We start from the raw sequence: 23107 nt of genomic DNA, 5'->3' as shown, positions 1-23107 counted from the left end.
AAGCGCAGCCTCATTCGGCTGCGCTTTCGAATTATTATTTAGTTTCGATTAAACCATATTTCCCATCTTTACGGCCATATACAACATTAGTTTCATTTGTATCAGCATTTGTGAAGACGAAGAAACTATGTCCTAGCATATCCATTTGTAAGATCGCTTCTTCAACGTCCATCGGTTTTAGATCGAATCGTTTTGTACGTACAAGTTCTAATTCATCCTCTTCTACCTCATCCAGAACAGCTACTGCTTCTGGAAGGATAAAGTTTGTTTTCACAGAACCTTTCTCACGTAGTTTACGATTTACTTTTGTTTTATGTTTACGAATTTGTCGCTCAATTTTATCAACTACTAAATCGATAGCAGCGTACATATCGCTATTATTTTCTTCTGCACGAAGTAATAAATCAGTAAACGGAATTGTTACCTCGATACGTTGCTTGTCAGAGTATACTTTTAAATTAACCTTAATCTCTGGGAATGTATCAAAATAACGCTCTAACTTACTTAGTTTTTTCTCTACATATTCCTTTAATGCTGGAGTTACTTCAATATTTTCACCACGAATGTTGAATTTCATAGATGAATTCCTCCTTTCAAGCCTATGTACTATAATTTCGACACTGGCTTAAAAACTCCTTCTAACTTTTTTAAAAAAATTAGTGGAATTGCGATTTTTTTATCGTTTTTTGTTGAAATGAAAAGATGCATCGTTTCTATCTTTATTTTATCCTATTAACATCGTGAATAACGAATATAACTGTGGACAATTCGTTACAGAAAAGAAACAACTTTTTGACAACTCAACATATAACAAAAAACCCCTTGCAAAAAAACAAGGGGTTCTACTACATATATATAACGGTGCCACAAACGCAGCTCTCTCTTCCCAAAAACAATATCCTTACAACTTTACAACATTAGCCGCTTGTGGTCCACGTGCTCCATCTACAATGTCAAACTCTACTTGTTGTCCTTCTTCTAATGACTTATATCCATCTTGTTGAATAGCAGAAAAATGAACAAACACATCATTACCATCTTCGCGCTCAATAAACCCAAATCCCTTTTCTGCATTGAACCATTTTACTCTTCCTTGCATATTCATTCCATTCCCTTCACTCTAAAAATCAGGGCATCTGCCCCATATTTTGACTATAACGAATGACAAGATATGAAGTCAAAGAAGACTTATCGTCTTTTTATTATCCCTTTCGACAGTTACAGATTAACTTCTACAGAGCGTCAAACTAGAAACTTCCCTTGCTCCTCTTTCGTATAAAAGACTTCCAATTTGCCTAACTGTAATGCCTGTCGTATACACATCGTCAACAAGTAAAACATGCTGCCCATGAAACATCTCTTCTCCCTGAAAATAAAAAGGATTACTTCCTGATACTCTTTCTTCACGTGTTTTCTTACTTTGCTTTTCCGTTTCTATTCTGCTCAATGATGTATTAAACACGCTAACAGGTAAACAAGCTACCAATAACTCTGCTTGATTAAAACCGCGCTCATATTCCCGTTCCCTACTAAGCGGAACAGCCATAACAACTGAAACATGTGTAAAATACTTTTGAAAAAGACTGCGAAAGGGCTGATAAAACATATGAACTAACTCAGCATCGCCACGAAACTTAAACTGTGCTAGTATTCCTTTCATCTCATCATCGTACATGTATAACGAACGATTTGTAAAAGATCGATATCCCTCCTTATTCATCCACCTTACACAATCCATACAAATGTCACTTTCTTTATATTCAGCAGGCAAGGAGTCTAAAGGTCGACCACACTCTCTACAAATCTCTCCTATAATATAGGAAATCTTTTGCTCGCACCTATCACATATATACTTTTTTTGAACCTTAACAAGAAAGCTGTACCAACTAATCGTGCAAGAAATAACCTCATCACAAAGTAAGCAATGCATTAATCGATCAATCCTTGTTCTTTAGCATTTTTGTTCATACTTTGAATATGCTTTTTCGCCCGTACCATCGACTCTGTCTTACCATAATGAAAATAAATGACCTCACCATGCGGTTCTTCAAAACTCCGCCCTACTCGGCCTGCAATTTGCACAAGAGCACTCTCTGAAAATATTTCCTCTTCCGCTCCTAAAACTGCCACTTGTAAATTTTTCACCGTTACTCCTCTCTCTAAAATCGTTGTTGTAACTAGCAAAGGAATTTCTCCCTTCCTGAAAGCAGCCACTTTCTCCTTTCTCATCGGATCTTCTGCATGTACACCGTCGACTCTATCATCTAACGATTTCAATAACAGGATCAGTTCTTCTACATATCGCACATGGGGAACAAATAAAAAAATAGGATACTTTTTATTTAAGTATATTTTTAACCATTGTAGTAAAACCCGAGGAATTCTTTTATGAATGAGGACTTTTTTCCAATTTCCGCACCAACAAAATAGAGGAACTGGCAGCGGATGACGGTGATATCGTCCAGAGATAATGACACCTTTTTCCTTGCCCTTTCTGAGATTACGTTTCCACTTTTCATCCGGAGTTGCAGTTAAATAAATACGTGCCGCTTTCTCTTTCATTGCTTGTTTCGCTGCATGTTGTAACATCTTATCAGCATGGTACGGAAAGGCATCTACCTCATCGACAACCATGACATGGAACGCCCTATAGTAACGTAACAGTTGATGAGTAGTTGCAACGACTAGCGCTGCATCTTTTTCCTTATCTATACTACCTCCATATAAAGCAGCTACATTTGTATATGGAAACACTTCTTGCAATCTCGGTGCTAATTCCAGTACAACATCCGTCCTAGGCGTTGCAATACAAACTCTTTCTCCTTTTTGAAGTGCCTCTTTAATACCGTAAAATAACATTTCTGTCTTTCCAGCCCCGCACACAGCCCAAATAAAAAACGACTCTTTCTGCTTAACTGCTTCCACAACACCTTGTGCCGCCAACTCCTGACCAGTAGACAAATTGCCTTTCCACTGTAATGGATTTAAATCACTTTCTCCTTTTCTTTCAGTAATACCGCGAACAAGTACAGCACATTCACTGACTCTTCCCATCGTTATACACTTCCGGCAATATGTGCATACTTTCCTGCACCTTTTACATAAAAATGATGCAAATAGTCGCTGCACTATATTTCCACAGCGCTGACACATATATTTAGAAGCCTTCTTTTTTATGCCTTGTACACATACGACCTCTCCTTTCTTTTTCAAATCATTTAATTCATCCCGCAAGTCTGAAGAGAGTTCCTCTACTAGTAACTGTTTTCCAGCGAGCATCAGTAACCACCTCCAGCACTACTATAAGCTTTTCTCATAATCTCGTAAAAACTCAAAAAAGCCGATAACCTACTTATAAAATAGTAAGCTATCGACTTTATACACGTGTTTTATTCAATTATAAATCCTAGAATCTACCGTATCCTAAGAAATGTTTTTGGTTGTATGAACTATTAATATCACCGTACGCAATTCCTTTATCACTAGCATGAATCATTTGGCCATTGCCAACGTAAATACCGATGTGAGATGGACCTGCTTTATAAGTACCTTGGAAGAATACTAAATCTCCAGGTTGTGGGCTACTTACTCTAGAAACTGAATTCCAGTAACCTGCAACGTCTTGACGACCTACACCATAGACGTAAGAAATGAATCCACTACAGTCAAAACCACCGTTTGATGGAGATGCACTTCCCCAAACATATGGCATACCTAAGTATTGTTGCGCTTTACCAATTACACCACCCGCATTTGGAGCTGGTGCTGGTGCCGGTGCTGGTTGTTTCTTTTCTTTTTTAGGTTCTTCTTTTTTAGGCTCTTCTTTTTGAGCTTGTCCACCGTTGTTTGCTGGTGCTGGTGCTGCAGGCGCTTGCGCTGGTGCTGCTGCTTGTTGAGCTTGCGCTGGTGCCGCTTGCTGAGCTTGTTCTGCTTGTTTTTGAGCCGCAGCTTCTTGTGCCGCTTTTTCTTGTGCTTCTTGTTCAGCCATACGTTGTAATTGTAATGCTTGCTTTTCAAGCTCTTTCAATTGATCTTCCGTACTTGTCATTGAAGTTACAACCGTATCCATTTTGCCACTTAAATCATTTACTGCCGTTTCTTTTTTCGCTTTTTCAGCGTCAAGTTCTTTCTTAGCAGTTTCAATTTGAGCTTGTGCTTCTTTTAATTCTTTTTGTTTTTCTTTCACTGTTGCAACATCTTTTTTCACGTTCGCTTGATCTTCTTGTTGTGTTTTCATGATGTCTTCATCAGACGCAAGAATTTTAGAAACAGAATTTAAACGATCAACTAAATCTGCAATGTTTTTAGAGTTTACAAGAACTTCTGTTACAACGTTCGTGTTCGGTTGTTCTTGAAGTGCAACTAAACGTTTTCTTAATAACTCTTCACGCTTTGCAATTTTTGTTTGTAGCTCTGCAATGTCTTGATTTTTCTTTTCAATTAATTGCTCTGTATCAGCAACTTTTTTCGTTGTTTCATCAAGTTTTGCAGAATTATCTTGAACAGACTTATCTAAACCTTGAATTGTTTTGTTTAAGTCATTCATTTGTTTTTGTAATTCATCACGCTCTTGTTGTTGTTTATGTAAAGTGTCATTTTGTGTGTTAATTTGTGATTTCACATCAGAAATATTATCTTCTGCAAATGCATTTGGTGCTAGCCCTGAAAACATTAACCCTGCAACTAATGCGCAAGACGCCATTTTTAGCTTTTTCATTTTATTTTTTACACCGCTTTCTTTTTCTTTTTTCCGTATATAACCTATAAAATTTATACCATAATTCGGGATTTTTTTTGCTAATGTTACGCTTTTGTAAAACAAATGTAATATTATATGCGCCTCTAGCGCAAAATACGTATAATTTTGTATGTATGTGTAGAAATTTAAAAGCCTTACCCTTTTTATAAACAAAGAAAAAACGTAAGGCGGCCTTACGTTTTTTTAAATATACCAATACAAATGAAATCGAAACGCTACTTCATCCATTTCTCAGCCCAATTTTGGACTTCATCCATAACAGCTTCTAACGCTTTCCCTTTTTCAGTTAAGCCATACTCAATTCGAACTGGTACTTCTGGATAAACGTTACGAACTACAATGCCTTCGCCTTCTAATTCCTTTAAACGCTCTGACAACATACGATCACTCATATTCGGTATAATGTCTGCGATTTCTCTAAAACGTTTCGATTCTTCGAGCAAAGATTTAATAATTAAGCCAGTCCATTTTTTACTAAGCAAAGTAAAAGCTGACTCAAACTTTGGACATAAACAAGAATTATGCTCCATATGTTTCACCTCTCTTCTATTATAATATAGTTTCTTGTAAAAAGTAAGTTATAAAACTTTCCCCGATATTTTATTTTACGTACATTTTACCATTCCCAAATATTAACTTGTCAACTAAACGTAAAATGTCCGTAAAAAAACTCTCTTCAAAAAGAGAGCTTTTTATATCTTTATTACTTCGTGTACCATCCAAGACCTAGCGCACCTTCACCTAAATGCGTACCAATTACAGCACCAAAATAACCAGTGCGAATTGTAACATGAGGATATTTCGCTTCTAATTCTTGCTTCCATTCATTCGCTTCCTCTTCACGTTGCGCATGAATAATCACCGCTTCCATAGGTACACCTTTACTTGCTTGTTCATCAAAAATTTCAACGATACGTTTTAATGCTTTTTTACGTGTACGAATCTTTTCAAATGGAATAATGACTTTATCTCTAAAATATAAAACCGGCTTCACTTGTAGCAAGCTACCGATGAAAGCTTGCGCACTATTTAATCTTCCACCGCGTTGTAAATGGTGTAAATCATCCACTACAAAATAAGCATCAATTGTTTGCTTCATTTCATCAAAACGAGCGATAATCTCTTTTGGTTCCTTGCCTTCACTTGCTAGTTTTGCACCTTCACGTACATAAAATCCTTGTACTTCACAACTAATTTCAGAGTCGTAAGTATATACTTCAATACCCTCTACCATCTGTCCGGCTGTCGTTGCTGTTTGGTAAGTACCACTAATTCCACTAGAAAGATGGATACTAATAACTGCATCATAATCCTTAGATAATTCCTCATATAGCTCAACAAACTTTCCAATTGCTGGCTGAGATGTTTTCGGAAGTTCTTCTTGCTCACGTACTTTCACATAAAAATCATCTGCTGAAATCTCAGCTTCTTCTTGATAAGATTCCGTTCCAAACACAACGTTTAATGGAATCATATATATATTGAGTTCTTCACGAATATGCTTCGGTATATACGCTGTACTATCAGTAACAATAGCTGTTTTCATTTTCGTACCTGCCTTATAAAAAAGTTTTTATTTCCTAATTTTACACGAAAACTAGAAATGGTGCATCCATACATGAAAATGCCAGTCAGAAATTATACTCACCATCTCGACAAATTACAACAAAAAGATAAAATACTCATCAAAAATTTCAACATGTTTATAAAAAATGTTTGAATATAAAAACGTACGCTTTTAAAATGTAAGTACTGGTCATTTTGATAGATAGGGGCGTATATCAGTGCTATTACAATATTTAACAATCAAAGGCTATGGCGAAAACGAAATTGTCATTCAAAAATCAAGATTTATTTGTTATGTAAGCAGAGCTACAACTGAAGAAGAAGCTCAAGAATTTATACAAAAAATAAAAAAACAACATTGGAATGCAACACATAATTGTTCCGCATATTTAATCGGTGAACAAGATCATATCCAAAAAGCAAATGATGATGGTGAACCTAGCGGTACAGCTGGTGTACCTATGTTAGAGGTACTAAAAAAACGCGGTCTAAAAGATACTGTCGTTGTTGTGACACGCTATTTTGGCGGCATAAAACTTGGTGCAGGTGGATTAATTCGTGCGTATGGAAAATGTACAAGTGAAGGTATTAATTACGTCGGTGTTGTTGAACGAAAGCTAATGCGAGTTATGCAGACCGAAATTGATTACACATTACTTGGTAAGGTCGAAAATGAATTACGAAATTCAAAATATGCCATTAAAGATATACATTATCTAGAAAATGTCACATTTGATACGTATGTAGAAGAAGACGGAAAACAAACATTCACAGATTGGATGATTGAACTAACAAACGGAAAATGTACAATTACAGAAGGAGATATGTTGTACTTAGAACAAGATGTTGTATAAAAACAACTTATTGTTCACATCTAAAGATTAATGTAGTGAATTACTTCCCTACAAATGGACTAAGGAGATTATATATGGAAGAACGTTATCACCATCTCCAAAACAGAAGAATAAAAAAGAAACGTAGAAGAAAGCTTCTCTTCTTTATTATTTCCGCCTTTTTATTTAGTAGTGTAGGGTTATATATATTAAATTCCTACTCTTCTCTTATGGGGATGTATAGTGGTTTTGCTCGTAAAAAATCAGATTTAAGAGCTGCAGATGTAGAAATTACAAAGGAACCTTTTACACTCCTCATTATGGGGATTGAGGATTATGCAACAGACGGTCAAAATGGTCGTACAGACTCATTAATGTTTGCGACAGTCAATCCGAAAACTCAAAAGGTTTCGCTTATGAGTATTCCTCGTGACACCAAGGTTCCAATTGTTGGAAAGAATAAAGAAGACAAAATTAACGCTGCGCATGCTTACGGTGGAGAAAAAATGGCAATCAAAACTGTTGAAGGTTTTCTAAAAGTTCCTGTAGACCATTATATTAAAATTGATTTCCAAGGCTTTAAAGGTATCGTTGATGCTGTTGGCGGTGTTACCGTTGATGTCCCCTTCGATTTTTGGGAGCGTTCCGACGTGGATTACTACAAAAAAATTCAATTTAAGCAGGGAAAGCAAAACTTAAACGGTGAAGAAGCACTCGCTTACGTCCGTATGCGAAAGCAGGATCCAAATGGCGATTATGGTCGAGCTGATAGACAAAGACAATTACTAGCTGCTGTTGCTCAAAAACTAAATTCCGCTTCTACTGTATTTAAAATTAAAGATTTAACAACTGTCGTTGGAAAATATATAAAAACCGACATTCCTATTTCAGACGGACTTGCTCTTTACAATAAACTCGCTGGATTTGATCCTTCTACAATACAAACGTTAAAGCTTGAAGGAGAAGACAGAAAAATAGACGGTATTTATTACTTCCTTCCAGATCCAATCAGTGTAGAGACGGTACGTAACGAAATTGAAAAAGAAATAGGAGCAAAAGCTTCTACAGATCCAACTACAAAAACTGAATCAAATCATGATTCAAATTCTAACTCTAACGAAAAAGCAAAGAAAGAAACGAGCCAGAACAAAACACCAACTGACCCGCCTCCTTCTACAAATGCTCATGCAGAGTGGATTATGAGAAATCAGCAATAACAAAAAAAAGCCAAATCATATGCGATTTGGCTTTTTTTATTTACTTATTGAAGTGTTGCAAAATCGATTCTACAATTCGCTCTGATGCACGACCATCACCGTAAGGGTTAGATGCTTTCGCCATCTTATCATGCGCTTCTTTATCAGATAGTAACTCATCAGCAAGTGTAAAGATTACCTCTTCATCTGTTCCTGCTAACTTCAGCGTGCCTGCTTCAATACCTTCTGGGCGCTCTGTTGTATCACGAAGAACAAGAACTGGTACACCTAATGATGGAGCTTCTTCTTGTACACCGCCAGAATCCGTTAACATTAAGTATGAACGAGCTGCAACATTATGGAAATCAATTACATCTAGCGGCTCGATTAAATGAATACGGCTATGTTCACCTAAAATATCATTCGCTGTTTCACGAACAACAGGGTTCATATGAACAGGGTACACAACTTGTACATCTTCATGCTTATCAACAAGGCGCTTAATTGCGCGGAACATATTACGCATTGGTTCACCTAAGTTTTCACGTCGATGCGCTGTCATCAGTACAAGACGATCATTTCCTAGCTTCTCTAATACAGGATGACTATATGTTTCTTTTACAGTCGTTTTCAGTGCGTCAATCGCTGTATTTCCTGTGATGAAAATGCGTGACTCATCTTTATTTTCCTTCTGTAAATTCGTTGCTGATTTCGTTGTCGGTGAGAAATGAAGATCCGCCATTACGCCTGTTAATTGACGATTCATCTCTTCTGGATATGGAGAATACTTATCCCATGTACGAAGTCCAGCTTCAACATGGCCTACTGGAATTTGATTATAGAAAGCAGCTAAGCTAGCAATAAATGTTGTTGTTGTATCGCCATGTACAAGTACAATATCCGGTTTCGCTTCTTTCATTACTTTATCCAAACCTTCTAAACCACGCGTTGTAATATCAATTAAAGTTTGACGGTCTTTCATAATATTTAAATCGAAATCTGGCGTAATTCCAAAGATACTTAATACTTGATCTAACATTTGACGATGTTGTGCTGTTACAGTCACAATCGAATCGATTTTTTCTGGATGCTTTTGCAACTCTAATACAAGAGGTGCCATTTTAATTGCTTCTGGACGTGTCCCGAAAATTGTCATTACTTTTAAACGTTCAGTCATATTATTGCCTCTTTTCTTTCACTAGTTACAACCTCTATTATGACATATAAAAAATAGACAGGGTGCATCTCTTTTTAACGCATAGTAGCAACATGGTGATTACAAACATTCTTTCGCCCTACTGAGTAGTAATCTATCCCTTGCTTCTTCGCATCCTCAATAGTATAACAATTTCTCCCATCAAATAGAATAGGCTCCCCCATAAGTTGTACATACTTTTCTAACGGATACGTTCGAATAACTTCCCATTCGGTTACGATAAAAGCTGCACTCGCATCTCTAATCGTTTCATCTATACATTCAGCGTATTGTACCGTCTTCCCAAATATTTGTTGTACATGTTGAATTGCTTTCGGATCGTATACCACTACATCTGCACCCATATTAATTAATTCCTGTATGATAATAAGAGATGGTGCTTCTCTAATATCGTCCGTATTTGGTTTGAACGCAGCTCCAAGAACTGCAACCCGCTTCTTATTCATATTTATTACTTTTTTCGCTTTTTCAACTAATAACAAACGCTGCTTATTATTCACGTCAATGACCGCTTTTAACAAGCGAAAATCATGAGAAACATTCCCTGCAATTTGTACAAGTGCTTTCGTATCTTTCGGAAAGCATGATCCCCCGTATCCAATGCCTGCCTGTAAAAAATGGGTACCAATTCTCTTATCCATACCCATCCCTTTTGCTACATCTAACACATTGGCCCCTACCTTCTCACATATATTCGAAATTTCATTAATAAAACTAATTTTTGTAGCCAAGAATGCATTAGACGCGTATTTAATCATCTCTGCACTTTTAATATCTGTAATATACGTTTGTAAACATAATGCACTGTACAAATTCTCTACTTTCCGTGCTACCTTCTCATCATCTGCTCCAATTACAATGCGATCACCATGGAAGAAATCATGAATACCAGAACCTTCTCGTAAAAACTCTGGATTCGATACGATATGTAACGTATGCCTCCCTTGTAGCTTCTCCTCAATCCATCCCTTCATCGCATCATTTGTACCTACAGGAACCGTACTCTTCGTAACAACAATAATATCGTTATTCACGTATGTCCCAATGTCATCACATGCACGCTGAATATACGTTAAATCAGCTGTCCCATCTGCTAATGATGGAGTTCCAACCGCAATAAATATAAACTCGGCATCGCTAAAAGCCTTTGATTTACTTGTTGTAAAAGTTAAATGTGTATACTGATGCGTATCATGTATTAATTCATGTAAGCCACATTCATAAACAGGCAAATCCCCTTGTTTTATCCGTTCAATTTTTTCATGATTTATATCAAAACACGTGACCGAATGTCCCAATCTCGCCAAACCTACTCCGGTAATTAATCCAACATATCCAGTACCGATTACTGTAATTTTCATTTTCCTTTCGCACAGGAATATACAATAGAAAATATAAGAATACATAGTATTCCCCTGTGCTTCCTCCTCCCATAATGAAAATGAGAAACCCCTTTTACTTCTTTATTATATGAATGAACTTTTCCATTCTTTTTTAAGTTTTTGTAAAGTTAAATGAGATAATATAAATTCCCACATTTTAACACGGAACTTACTCATTTCTACGTGTAACACTTATAGTACTGAAGTAAAAGTACTCACTATAGGAGAGAAGCAGAAATGGCCTATTATAAATACCAACACGCGCAACCTTCTCAAATGGCCCAACATTCCCTATACAATTGTCATATATTCTATTCACTTCCACTTGTTGCAAAAAGAAAAAAAGATTGAATTCTAATCTTTTTGTGATACCATATGTTATGAGCCTGCAAATAAACATCATAATTTTCAGATAAATCATCAAAAAATTATGTTAGACTATAAAAAGGTGGGGTATTAATGGACTCACAAGTGATTTATGCCATCTTGGCATCATTCATCACTGTACTCATCGTTACTCCTTTAGTTATTAAATTAGCTTTTAAAATAGGAGCAACAGATAAGCCAAACGCACGTAAAGTGCACCAAAAAATTATGCCTCGTCTTGGCGGGTTAGCAATTTTTATCGGTGTAGCTGTAGGATTTGTTGTTGGTGGCTTATATGAACAAAGAATGTTATCGATAACGCTAGGTGCGATCATCATTGTAATCATCGGAATTTTAGATGATATGTACGAATTATCTGCGAAGGTTAAATTTGGTGGACAACTATTAGTTGCCATTATGATTGTAAAAAGTGGATTATTAGTGCAAGTATTATATATTCCAATCCTTGGGGATACTGAACTTGGATGGCTTGCTTATCCAATTACAGTGTTTTGGATCGTAGGTATTACAAATGCCATCAACTTAATTGATGGTTTAGATGGACTATCTGCTGGAATTTCATCTATCGTACTTGCAACGCTGGCGTATATGGCCTTCACTAGCCCTTGGGGTACTGGAGCAGCTATTATCTTGCCACTCGCATTAATTACATTAGCAAGTACAATCGGATTTTTATTCTACAACTTCCATCCAGCAAAGATTTTCATGGGAGATACAGGAGCACTATTTTTAGGATACTGTATTTCTGTTATATCGTTACTTGGATTATACAAAAGCGTAACGTTATTCAGCTTTATCGTTCCAGTTATCATTTTAGGTGTACCTGTATTCGATACGACATTTGCAATCATCCGCCGTATCGTTAATAAAAAACCTATTTCAGCACCAGATAAATCGCATTTACATCACCGCTTACTTGCAATGGGATTCTCCCATCGTAAAACGGTACTAATTATTTATGCATTTGGTATTTTCTTTAGTATAAATGCAATTATTTTCAGTAGTGCGACATTATGGTTATCCATTATTCTTCTTTTCGTTTTAATCTTCTTTACAGAAATTATTGCTGAAGTAATCGGCCTTGTACACGAACGTTACAAACCAATTATTTCCTTCTATAAAAAAGTGAAAAAACGCGAAGACTAATTGTAGTATAGCCTTTACTATTATGAAATATTCAAATAGCCTCCTCTTTCTTCTAAGAAAGAGGAGGCTATTTTTTTACTCCTTATTTGACATTTCCAAAATATAGATTGTTTGAGAGTTCCTCTATTGGAGAAAGATATACATAATAAGAAAAGTATCAAATTTTATTTTTTACATCTTGATTGTCAAACTGAGGGTGAATGTTATGATCAAGCGAGTATTTCAGTGCATCATTTTATTTTTAACAATTACTATGTACGCATCATCTACTATCGAAGCAACAACAGTTATTCCTGCTGAACATCATCCAAACACTGAAGCCAACTCTCCTACACAAAAAATTGCATACTTAACATTTGATGACGGACCAAACAAATATACTGCGCAAATTTTAAACATTTTAAAAGAAAAGAACGGAAAAGCAACTTTCTTTGTTATTGGCGGAAAAGTGCCGCATTACAAAAAAACGATGCAACGATTAATTAAAGATGGCCATTATATCGGACTTCATAGTATGTCACACGATGTAAAACGCCTTTATACTGGCGATCCTTCTGCTTTAATTACAGAAATGGAACAAACACAAAACATTGTCCAACAAGTTACCAAATTAAATACACATCTCGTTCGCGTCCCATACGGTAGCATGCCTTACTTAAAAAAAAATTACCGCGACGCACTTGTATCGGCCCAGTATAAAATGTGGGATTGGACAATTGATACATATGATTGGAAAAGTTATGATAACCCTTCTGCCGTACTAGAAAGGGTACGTAATCAAAGCGATGAGCAAGTAGAGGTTATTTTAATGCACGATTCGAGTGTCACTGTACAAATACTTCCAAAAGTTATTGACTATTTACAGTCACAAGGATACAAACTTCTTCCTTATAATCCATCTTCCCATCTCGAAGTGAATTTTTGGAAAGACACCAGATTGTAACAGCTTTAGTGATTATGGGCTAAAGCTGTTTTACCCCGCGTTAACGGGCAGTAAGACTCCCACCTCAAAATTCAGTTAGAACAAAGACGTTAGGTGGAAAATCAACTGCCCTTAAACGCCCAATTGGTGAAGGCTAATAATCAGTGGGGACGAACAAAAACCCCACTGATTAAAGTTTCACTTTATTTTTCTCTTCCCACACTTCTCATTTTTGTGTAAAATTTTAAATAGTGATGAAGTTTCGAGGTGAATAGAAATGAAACGAATAGATCTCATTTTTAACGCAATACAAGAAGGAAATTATACAGAAGGTGTAACCGCATCAGAACTTGCTACCTTTCTACAGCTAGATCGTGCCAATGTAAGTAGCGACTTAAACAAGCTTGTAAAAGATACACGTTTATTAAAAACAAATACGCGCCCTGTTCGTTTTTATATAGAAACGAACCCTTCGTTGGAAACGCATTCAAAAGACGTCACTTCATTAGATACATTTGCAGTTGAAAATACCAGCCTTAAAATTGCAATTGAAAAAGCGAAAGCTTCTATCCTCTATCCTCCAAACGGTATGCATACTTTGCTGCTAGGAGAAACAGGGGTCGGAAAGTCTATGTTCGCTTCTTTAATGCACGAATATGCAATCGAAGTTGGACAGCTTCCAAAAAACGCACCGTTTATCGTATTTAACTGTGCTGATTATGCGAACAATCCACAATTACTACTTGGACAGTTATTTGGGATAAAAAAAGGAGCTTACACAGGCGCAAGTGATCAAAAAGGGTTAATTGAAAAAGCACATGAAGGAATCCTTTTCTTAGATGAAGTACATCGCCTTCCTCCAGAAGGGCAAGAAATGCTTTTCACCTTTATTGACCGCGGAGTATACCGCCGCCTTGGGGAAACAGAAAACGAACGTAAAGCACAAGTATTAATCATTACTGCAACAACAGAAGAACCAAATTCATTCTTATTAAAAACATTTACAAGACGTATACCGATGACCGTCACGCTTCCACCACTTCGTGAGCGTACACATAAAGAACGCTTTGCTTTACTACAACTATTTTTCACAAATGAAGCCATCCGTCTAAGGAAAGAAATTCATGTTAGCTCCAATACAATGCGGGCTTTCGTCTTTTACAATTGCCCAAATAACATCGGTCAATTAAAAACGGATGTACAAATCGCTTGTGCGAAAGCTTATTCTGATTTTGTGACAAAGAAACGTGATTCTGTCTATGTTTCAAGTACAGATTTACCTTGGTATATGAAAGAAGGACTGTTTATTGAAAGAAAGAGCCGTCACCTCTACCAAATACCAAATGAAACATTTGTATTTACGGGAGATGAAGGTTGGAGCAAACATAAAACAGAAGATGAAAAACGTTCTTCTATTTACGACTATATCGATTATAAATATGAAGAACTTCAAGCACGCGGTATTGAAGAGGAAGAATTAGAATTATTAATAGAAAATGATATCCAAAGCTTTTTCGTACAATATTTTAACCAAATGTCAAAAAAGACAAGTCATGAAAATGTTTTTAAAATTGTTGATCCTACTATCGTTTCCGTATGTGAAAAAATTGCGGAACTCGCTGAAAAGCATTTATCTAAGACGTTTGACGAAAAAGTATTTCTCGCTTTAAGTTTACATGTACAGACAACTCTACAACGCTTACAAAGTGGGAAACAAATTCATCACCCACAATTAAATCAAATTCGTACGAAATATAAAGAAGCCTTTTCCGTAGCTATGCAATGTATTCAACTACTAGAGGAAGAATTACAAATAACAATGCCTATCGATGAAGCAGGTTTTTTAACAATGTTCTTCGTTGTCGATCTAATCCCTGCCTCACAAACAGAAGTAAAAGTATTAATATTAGCGCACGGTAATGGCATCGCAACAGAAATGGCAAACGTGGCAAACGAGCTTCTCGGTATTGATGAAGTGACCGGTATTGATATGCCGCTACACGAATCACCGAAAGATTTCTTAGAACGTGTGAAAGTGTATATGAAAACACTTCAAAATGTAAACGGGCTTCTCTTACTCGTTGATATGGGATCGCTTGCTTATATCGGTGACATATTAGAAACAGAGTTCAAAATTCCTGTACGTGTTCTTTCCATGACGAGCACACCACACGCACTAGAAGCGGCACGAAAAGCTCAGCTTGGTTATTCATTAGACGCACTATATGAGACGGTAAAAAATTTAACACCGTTTTACTTAAACGTACAAGAAGAAAAGAAAAAGCCACTCTCTCCAATGAAATCTGTTATTTTAACAGCTTGTTTAACTGGGGAAGGCAGTGCTTTAGCTATTCAAAAAATGTTAGAGAATTATTTAAGATTCGATAAGGAATTAATTGAAATCATTCCGATTAGTATCGTCCATGAAAAAGATTTAACGAAAATGATTGAGAACATAAAAAAAGAGCGTAACATTATTTGTATCGTCACGAATTTCGATGTGCAAGTACCATGCTTAACATATCATTTCCAAGATATTGTGAACTACACAGCGATTCAACCCATTCAAGAATTAATTACGTATGAAGAAACGTACGCGAAAATGGCTGAGATTCTTGAACAACAAATGCAGCGTAATGACGGGGCATTACTAATTAAAACCATTCGTTACGCATTAAATACGATTCAAGAACTAATCTCCCTACAGTTAACTCCGGATAGCTTAATGGGAGTCATTTTGCACATGAGCTGTATGGTTGACCGTCTTCAAAAAGGGGAAAGCCTTCTCCCTCATCCTGATAAAGAGAAAAGAAGACAAGATGAGTACTGGATGTATATGAAAGTGAAAAAAGCACTGCAACCAATTGAAAATACATTTGAAATACAAATACCCGATGATGAAGTATTTTATGTCATGGACTTCTTCATTAAAAATCAACCTGTTAAAAGTTAAACTAGTTGATTTTCAAAATATATGAATTTACTATCAATAAGGGTCACCCTATCTAACTCAAAAAGGCTGTTCCAAATTTTTTTTGGACAGCCTTTTCATTTACTTCTTCACTTTTCTAATCCGCCCTCTTATTTCTCCCTTTTTATGTGATTTCGTATGAACATTTACATAAACATTAGATTGAATGATTTCTTGGAGGAAATGAACAAACGATTTCCCTTGTAAAGGTCCTTCGAAATTCTCCACATTCACTACACCAGTAATGCTCCCCTCATTCAAACTAATTCCTTGTTCTAGCGGACCATATAAATAAAAAACAACGGGACCAATTTGAGTGGATTTCCCTAAATGAATTTGACATGACGTGATCTTTTCTATATTTTTTAATATTACCCTGTAATGCAACTTCGTTAAATCATCACTAAAAATAAATTCTACTACTCCATAAGCTTCTGTATTTACAGGAGGTACTTCCCTCTTCCCCGTTAGCCTAGCAAAAAAGTGTGTTGTCATACAGGCATTCTCCTTATATAAATTTCCCAGCACTTCTTCTACTACTTTATGGTTTACATATAATCATTTATGACTTTTTCAATTTTAATTACGAAGAAAAGATTCACACAATCTTTACATTAGAATCGTTTCTTTTGTTTTACAGCCTCTTGTATAATGCACTTAGAACAACATTCTAGGAGGTAGTTTTGAAAAACAACAACTATTCTTTTCAATCATTATTAGAGATTTTTCTCGTCTCATTTAAATTAGGACTTACTTCATTTGGAGGCCCTGTCGCTCATCTCGGCTATTTCCATCACGAATACGTACAAAAAAGAAAATGGATGGATGAAAAAAGTTACGGCGACTTAGTAGCACTATGTCAATTCCTTCCTGGCCCTGCTAGTAGTCAAGTCGGTATGGGAATTGGATTGGTACGGGGCGGACTATTAGGAGCGATTATTTCATGGATTGGATTCACCCTCCCATCTGTTCTCGTTTTAGTCTTTTTCGCTTCATTCCTTAATCAATTCGAACTTGGAAGTTCAGGCTGGATTCACGGACTCAAACTTGTAGCGGTCGCAATTGTTGCTCACGCAATATGGGGAATGGCCCAAAAGTTAACACCAGACCGAAATCGTGCAACGATTGCCATTGTCACTGCAGCGATCGCCTTATTATGGCCAAGTAGCTGGACACAAGTCCTACTCATTATAGTATCTGGTTTTATCGGTTGGCTTTTATATCGTAACCAACCAATTAACCAATCTCAAAATATAAAAGTACCTATTTCCAAAATGGTAGCAGTTTCTTGTCTCGTCTTATTCTTTGGCCTATTACTACTACTGCCAATGTTAAGGCCGTTCTCGTATTACATCGCCTTATTTGATAGTTTCTATCGCTCAGGTGCACTTGTATTCGGAGGCGGGCATGTCGTACTTCCCCTTCTTGAGAGCGAGTTCGTACAAAATGGAATGATGACAAAAGAACAATTTCTGGCTGGATACGGATTAACACAAGCCGTACCAGGACCACTATTTACATTCGCCTCTTATATAGGAGCAGTGCTAAACGGAACGCTTGGGGCCATACTCGCGACAATCGCTATCTTTCTTCCGGCTTTCTTGCTGGTTATTGGTGTTTTACCGTTTTGGGACAGTGTGAGAAAAATATCCTACATACAAGGTGCACTACTTGGAGTCAATGCAGCTGTTGTCGGTATTTTATTAGCAGCTTTTTATGATCCTATTTGGACAAGCACAATTATGAATTCTTCAGATTTCGTCGTTGCTTCTCTTCTTTTTTGTTTGCTCGCTTTTTGGAAAACACCACCTTGGGTTATCGTTATACTTGGAGCCTTTGGTGGATATGTTCTATCCATTTTGTAATTCAAAAAACGACAGCCACTTAGCCGTCGTTTTCCTTTTAAAACTTCACAAGCTCCATTCCTTCTGGCAACTTACTCTCTGTTAAAATACGCAACTCCTTCACTCGATCCATTACATAAGAAGAACGCTTCACAAGCTCTGGATCAACATAAGCCGGATGAACCATAATTTCTACCGTTTGTTCACCTTGTACTCTTTCTTTTAACTTCACAAAGTAATCTTCCATCACACCATCCGCGTAAAAATCACTGTAAAACACATCTGAAAACGGGCGTACTGCTCGCTCTTTCTCACAACGACGAATCGGAACATTATATTTAGCAGCTAATCTCTCAAGAACATCGCGCAAGATCGGCAATCCATGTACGTGATGATGGCTATCTAAATGAGTTGGTGTTAATCCATAAGATAAGAACTTCTCAATTTGAGCAGTCCATTCTCTCTCCACTTCTTCTGGACTTACCTTTCCTTCCCATACGACGCTTTGTTTATGAAACAATCCATCGCTACTCACAAGTGATGGTACGTCCCCAAGAAGCGGTTCTCCTGCCGTTAACACAAGATGCACTCCTACTCCTAATGTTTTATACTCTTTCGCTAAGCGGACCGCATGCTCTGTTCCTGGCATGTTCATCATCATCGTCGTTGAATTTACAAGTCCATTTATATGCCCATCAATAATGCCGTAATTTGTACCTTCTGTAAGACCGAAATCATCTGCATTTACAATTAGCTTAATCATCCTAATACCTCCTATCGAAATAAAAAAAGCGGGCTAAATAGCGCCGCTTTTACTTTTCTATCTTCTTAAAAAATTGTGGAAGATGCTCTTTATGAGCTTCTAACATTTCATCTAAAATTTGTTTTGCAACTTTATCTGATGGTACAAGTGGATTAATAGTCATAGCAAGCAGCGCCTTATGATAATCACCTGTAACAGCAGCTTCAATTGTTGTGCGCTCAAATGATTTAATTTGTTGTACTAAACCGCGAACTGGTACTGGAAGATCTCCGACCGCAATTGGTTTTGGACCTTCTTTCGTAATAATACAGTTCACTTCAACAGCAGAATCATGTGGTAAGCTTGCAATTGTTCCGTTGTTTCGTGTATTAACAGGCTGGATATCACCTTTATTATTATAAATAGACGTAATTAAGCTACATGCTGCATCACTGTAATAAGCGCCGCCACGTTTTTCTAATTGTGGTGGTTTAATATCTAAGTTCGGGTCTTTATATAACTCGAATAAATCATCTTCTAATTGTTTTACTACTTCTGCACGTGTACCTTTTTCAATCGAAGCTTCTTTCTCTTCTTCTAGCATCTCACGTGTTTTGTAGTAGTAGCGATGGTATGGACATGGAATTGCACGAAGTCCACGAATAAAGTCTGGCTCCCAGTTAAGCGCGGCGATGTTTTCCATCGTAATTTGCTTTTCTGGATCTGTTACAAGCTCTAGCACACGATCCATTACACTTACGCCATCTAAGTATACATCTAGTCCGTATACCATGTGGTTTAAACCTGCGAAATCAACATGGACGCGACTTGCATCTACTTCCAGTAATCTCGCAAGACCCATACGAATTCCGATTGGAACGTTACATAGACCAACTACTCTTTGAATATTTGTATAGCGAAGTACAGCTTCAGTTACCATACCTGCTGGATTTGCGAAATTAATAAGCCATGCATTCGGACAAAGCTCCTCCATGTCCTTACAAATATCTAAAATGACAGGAATCGTTCTCAGTGCTTTAAACAAACCACCAGGACCATTCGTTTCCTGACCGATTACATCATATTTTAACGGAATTGCTTCATCTTTTGCACGAGCTTCTAATAAACCTACGCGAAGCTGCGTTGTTACGAAGTCAGCATCTTTTAATGCTTCGCGGCGATCAAGCGTTAAATGTACCTCAATTGGTAAACCAGATTTTTTCACCATACGTTTCGCTAAGTCACCAACAATTTCTAACTTTTCTTTTCCTGCCTCAATATCTACTAACCAAATTTCACGAACAGGAAGCTCATCATAACGTTTAATAAATCCTTCAATTAACTCTGGTGTATAACTAGATCCACCGCCGATTGTAGCAATTTTAATTCCAGTCATGCTTTATTCCCCTTTCGCTTCAAGCTTTTTATAAAGGTCGATAAATTCTGCTGCCAATTCTTTCACTGTAATCGCATTCATTAAATGATCTTGTGCGTGAATTAATAGAACACTAATCTCTGTTTTTTCTCCTCTTGCTTCTGATTGTATGAGCTCTGTTTGGAAATGATGTGCTTCATTAATCGCTTCTTTCGCTTTTACCATCGCTTCATCTGCTTCTGCCATTTTCCCCTGTTTGGCAAATTGAAGTGCCTCCATTGCAAAGCTTCGTGCATTACCACTATTTAAAATCAATTGGAATGGAATTTGTTCTGCTGTAGTCATCATAATTACCGCCCTCTCTATAAGGTTCAACCGATTGAAATACCCCTTCAGTTTGAACATGTCTATTAAATTATTATTTTATGAATGATAGTTTGGTGTTCTTGTAGATGTATTACATCTTTTGAACATGATATAAAGGTAATTGTTCTCACAGACAATACTGTCTGTGAGAACAATCTTTATGTTACATAGGTACAGAGTTGTTATTTCCTTGCGCTGCTGCTTTTTCAGTACGAACAACTGAACGGTCACATAACACAACGAATGGATAATAGATTACCATCGCAATTACAAAGTTGAATAACTGTAGAATTGCACCTGAAAGATGTCCACCTGTTACAAGATAACCACTAATAATTGGTGGTGTTGCCCATGGAATCATCACAACTGTTTTTGGTACCCATCCAATAGATATAGCTGTATAAGAAGTAATTACTAATACAATTGGTGTTAGGATAAACGGTAAGAATAAAATTGGATTTAAAATAATTGGTGTACCAAAGATTACTGGTTCGTTAATGTTGAATGCACCTGGCCCAATCGATAGACGAGATACACCGCGTAATTGTGCACTTTTTGCTACAAGTAATACAACTACTAAGAACGCTAATGTTGCACCAGAACCACCAAGATATACGAAAGTATCAAAGAATGGTTTTGTAACAATGTTTGGAACATCAAATGCAGATGTACCACTTTGGAATAACTTCATGTTTTTCTCTAATGCCGGTAAGTACAATGGCTCAATAATACCACCAACGATATTTGGACCATGTAAACCGAAGAACCAAAGAAGATGAACAAGTAATACAATGACAATTGCACTTGGTAATGTCCCTGCTAAACTTTGCAGTGGTGATTGAATCGTATTAAAGATAAATTCATGAACACTTGTACCAGCTAATTTCACCGCTAATTGAATACCTGCAACTGCTGTTAAGATAACAAATGCTGGAACTATAGCTGCGAAAGATCTTAAAACTGCCGGTGGTACTCCATCAGGCATTTTAAAAGTAATGTTTCTTTGTACAAAGAAACGGAATACCTCAGTAACAAGGAGTGCCACAATAATTGCTACGAATAACCCTTGTGCCCCTGTCCAGGCTAAGTTTAATCCGCCTTCTTTCGGTGTTGTTGGTGTAAGAATAATTAACGCACCAAATGAAATAATACCTGCTGACAAACCATCAACGCCGTAAGATTTTGCTAAGTTATAACTTGTTGTAAATGCTATGATTAGTGCTAGAATCGCGAAAGAACCAGTCCACATTCCACCGCCAACTTGTTTCCACGTTTCACCAAACAAACCTTTCATGAAATCTTGGAAAGCTTCAGATGGAAAACCATTAATTAGTGATGCCAGTGCACCAACTAAAATAAGTGGCATAACTGCAATAAATCCGTCACGGATCGCAGCTAAGTGACGTTGCGATCCGATTTTACCAGCGACAGGAACAATATATTTCTCCATGAAGGCAATAAACTTTTGCATTTCGCTTCCCCCCTAATTATTTTTTAAGTGTTAATGCGTGATTTAAAACTGCTTCTCCATTCATCATGCCGTAGTGCATTGGATTGATAACGTCGATTCCAACGTTTTTCTCATCAGCGAGCGTTTTCATTGAAGAAAGCATATAACGAACTTGTGGCCCTAGTAATAATACATCTGCTTGATCGATATTCGTTTTTACGGCATCCCCAGATACAGCCCAAATCTTTCCTTCTAGACCGCGAGCTTTTGCAGCCGCTTCCATTTTTGTAACTAGTAAACTTGTAGACATCCCTGCTGAGCAACATAATAAAATATTCATTTATAAATCCCCCTTGTGTAGTATAAAAAGTTTATGTTATTTATTTTTCTTTACGCTATTTGTTAATGCAATTATCGCGCCAACTTTTAAAAACCACTAAAACCAGCACTTTTCCGAGCATTCCCTTTGTGTGTTAACGCTTTCAATTAGTGTGTCACTCAAAAAACACACAGTGTGTTATAAAACAACACGCTTTTAACACATAACTGTATGAAAATAGATTAGTGTTTAGTTGTCTAGTTGTGTTTAAAACAAAAAACACTAATTTTTTTAAAGCGTGAAAATATAATAACGGAAAATATAATATTTCGGCTCAAATCAAAAACAAATACCTATTCAAGATACTCGTCTAACTATCGTCCAAGCAAACTCTACTAAATTACATAGAATAGAATAAAATAACACAATTCGAAAGGGGATTCCTATGCCAAAGCATAGAAAACAGAACAAAATAAAGATTTATAGAAGAACGGGCTTTAAAAAAGACAAGCCTTCTGAATTAGACTCTGACAAATTTGAGCTAGACAAGCAAGAAACTGAAGATAAGCAGGACACGCAAGACAAACAGGACAAACAAGATAAACAAGGTAAACAAGATAAACAAGAAAAGCA

General features: G+C 36.7%; 21 protein-coding genes and 1 pseudogene. 7 read left to right on the top strand and 15 right to left on the bottom strand.

What is annotated here, in order from left to right; genetic code table 11:
• Positions 1-34: 34 nt before the first annotated feature.
• The 7 genes from hpf to COI75_RS08985 form a co-directional block, all read right to left on the bottom strand.
• Positions 35-577 carry a ribosome hibernation-promoting factor, HPF/YfiA family gene (gene hpf / locus COI75_RS09020; RefSeq protein ID WP_000671181.1) on the bottom strand — a complete coding sequence of 181 codons (543 nt, stop codon included), beginning with the start codon at positions 575-577 and terminating at the stop codon, positions 35-37.
• Between the two features lie 324 nt (positions 578-901).
• A complete protein-coding gene (gene cspC / locus COI75_RS09015; protein ID WP_033657108.1) occupies positions 902-1099 on the bottom strand; it encodes a cold shock protein CspC in 198 nt (65 codons plus the stop codon).
• 126 nt (positions 1100-1225) lie between these two features.
• On the bottom strand, positions 1226-1930 hold the full coding sequence (locus tag COI75_RS09010) for a ComF family protein (RefSeq protein ID WP_002097038.1): 705 nt from the start codon (positions 1928-1930) through the stop codon (positions 1226-1228).
• Complete coding sequence (comFA, locus tag COI75_RS09005) at positions 1930-3279, bottom strand: ATP-dependent helicase ComFA (protein WP_098448326.1); 1350 nt, start codon at positions 3277-3279, stop codon at positions 1930-1932. The genes COI75_RS09010 and comFA overlap by 1 nt, the downstream gene beginning before the upstream one ends.
• A 127-nt stretch (positions 3280-3406) precedes the next feature.
• Positions 3407-4822, bottom strand: a complete 1416-nt coding sequence (locus COI75_RS09000; protein WP_141535094.1) for a C40 family peptidase — start codon at positions 4820-4822, stop codon at positions 3407-3409.
• Between the two features lie 152 nt (positions 4823-4974).
• Complete coding sequence (locus COI75_RS08995) at positions 4975-5289, bottom strand: winged helix-turn-helix transcriptional regulator (RefSeq protein ID WP_000400854.1); 315 nt, start codon at positions 5287-5289, stop codon at positions 4975-4977.
• A gap of 173 nt (positions 5290-5462) precedes the next feature.
• The gene (locus COI75_RS08985; RefSeq protein ID WP_000844778.1) at positions 5463-6305 is read right to left on the bottom strand and encodes a DegV family protein; all 843 of its coding nucleotides are present in this window, start codon (positions 6303-6305) and stop codon (positions 5463-5465) included.
• Between the two features lie 238 nt (positions 6306-6543).
• Between COI75_RS08985 and COI75_RS08980 the strand changes: the two genes are divergently transcribed.
• Positions 6544-7179 carry a YigZ family protein gene (locus COI75_RS08980; protein WP_000926692.1) on the top strand — a complete coding sequence of 212 codons (636 nt, stop codon included), beginning with the start codon at positions 6544-6546 and terminating at the stop codon, positions 7177-7179.
• Positions 7180-7253: 74 nt separating this feature from the next.
• Complete coding sequence (locus COI75_RS08975) at positions 7254-8375, top strand: LCP family protein (RefSeq protein WP_000392751.1); 1122 nt, start codon at positions 7254-7256, stop codon at positions 8373-8375.
• A gap of 40 nt (positions 8376-8415) precedes the next feature.
• Here the strand turns inward: COI75_RS08975 and wecB are convergent, their stop codons facing one another.
• Together wecB and COI75_RS08965 are read right to left on the bottom strand one after the other, a co-directional pair.
• On the bottom strand, positions 8416-9531 hold the full coding sequence (gene wecB / locus COI75_RS08970) for a non-hydrolyzing UDP-N-acetylglucosamine 2-epimerase (protein ID WP_000140116.1): 1116 nt from the start codon (positions 9529-9531) through the stop codon (positions 8416-8418).
• A gap of 74 nt (positions 9532-9605) precedes the next feature.
• Positions 9606-10976 carry a UDP-glucose dehydrogenase family protein gene (locus COI75_RS08965; RefSeq protein WP_141535093.1) on the bottom strand — a complete coding sequence of 457 codons (1371 nt, stop codon included), beginning with the start codon at positions 10974-10976 and terminating at the stop codon, positions 9606-9608.
• A 435-nt stretch (positions 10977-11411) separates the two neighbouring features.
• Here COI75_RS08965 and COI75_RS08960 point away from each other — a divergent pair, with 435 nt between their 5' ends.
• The 3 genes from COI75_RS08960 (at position 11412) to COI75_RS08950 (ending at position 16360) form a co-directional block, all read left to right on the top strand.
• Entirely contained in the window at positions 11412-12485 is a 1074-nt protein-coding gene (locus tag COI75_RS08960; RefSeq protein WP_000378303.1) for a glycosyltransferase family 4 protein, read from the top strand.
• A 205-nt stretch (positions 12486-12690) separates the two neighbouring features.
• Positions 12691-13428: a polysaccharide deacetylase family protein gene (locus COI75_RS08955; RefSeq protein ID WP_000597146.1), complete on the top strand. Its 738-nt coding sequence runs from the start codon at positions 12691-12693 to the stop codon at positions 13426-13428.
• A 256-nt stretch (positions 13429-13684) separates the two neighbouring features.
• Positions 13685-16360 (top strand): PRD domain-containing protein, encoded by a 2676-nt coding sequence (locus tag COI75_RS08950; protein WP_000820951.1) that lies wholly within the window; start codon positions 13685-13687, stop codon positions 16358-16360.
• Positions 16361-16459: 99 nt separating this feature from the next.
• On the opposite strand, the gene exsM is transcribed toward COI75_RS08950, so the two are convergent.
• Positions 16460-16873, bottom strand: a complete 414-nt coding sequence (gene exsM, locus COI75_RS08945; protein WP_000207050.1) for an exosporium regulatory protein ExsM — start codon at positions 16871-16873, stop codon at positions 16460-16462.
• A 188-nt stretch (positions 16874-17061) separates the two neighbouring features.
• Here exsM and COI75_RS08940 point away from each other — a divergent pair, with 188 nt between their 5' ends.
• Complete coding sequence (locus COI75_RS08940) at positions 17062-18243, top strand: chromate transporter (RefSeq protein WP_000794687.1); 1182 nt, start codon at positions 17062-17064, stop codon at positions 18241-18243.
• 37 nt (positions 18244-18280) lie between these two features.
• Here COI75_RS08940 and chbG read toward each other — a convergent pair whose 3' ends face one another.
• The 5 genes from chbG to COI75_RS08915 form a co-directional block, all read right to left on the bottom strand.
• Positions 18281-18985 carry a chitin disaccharide deacetylase gene (gene chbG / locus COI75_RS08935; RefSeq protein ID WP_000593470.1) on the bottom strand — a complete coding sequence of 235 codons (705 nt, stop codon included), beginning with the start codon at positions 18983-18985 and terminating at the stop codon, positions 18281-18283.
• A gap of 49 nt (positions 18986-19034) precedes the next feature.
• On the bottom strand, positions 19035-20360 hold the full coding sequence (gene celF, locus COI75_RS08930; RefSeq protein WP_000145736.1) for a 6-phospho-beta-glucosidase: 1326 nt from the start codon (positions 20358-20360) through the stop codon (positions 19035-19037).
• A 3-nt stretch (positions 20361-20363) separates the two neighbouring features.
• Entirely contained in the window at positions 20364-20687 is a 324-nt protein-coding gene (locus tag COI75_RS08925; protein ID WP_000989050.1) for a PTS lactose/cellobiose transporter subunit IIA, read from the bottom strand.
• Positions 20688-20868: 181 nt separating this feature from the next.
• Positions 20869-22176, bottom strand: a complete 1308-nt coding sequence (gene celB / locus COI75_RS08920; RefSeq protein WP_001168818.1) for a PTS cellobiose transporter subunit IIC — start codon at positions 22174-22176, stop codon at positions 20869-20871.
• Between the two features lie 16 nt (positions 22177-22192).
• A complete protein-coding gene (locus COI75_RS08915; RefSeq protein WP_001023568.1) occupies positions 22193-22495 on the bottom strand; it encodes a PTS sugar transporter subunit IIB in 303 nt (100 codons plus the stop codon).
• Between the two features lie 424 nt (positions 22496-22919).
• Here COI75_RS08915 and COI75_RS08910 point away from each other — a divergent pair.
• Positions 22920-23107 (top strand): annotated as a pseudogene (locus COI75_RS08910) (polyamine aminopropyltransferase); the annotation flags it as partial.

It is taken from the genome of Bacillus cereus, from assembly GCF_002564555.1.
GTDB classification, from domain to species: domain Bacteria; phylum Bacillota; class Bacilli; order Bacillales; family Bacillaceae_G; genus Bacillus_A; species Bacillus_A cereus_K.
This window is presented reverse-complemented; position numbering and strand designations above follow the sequence as displayed.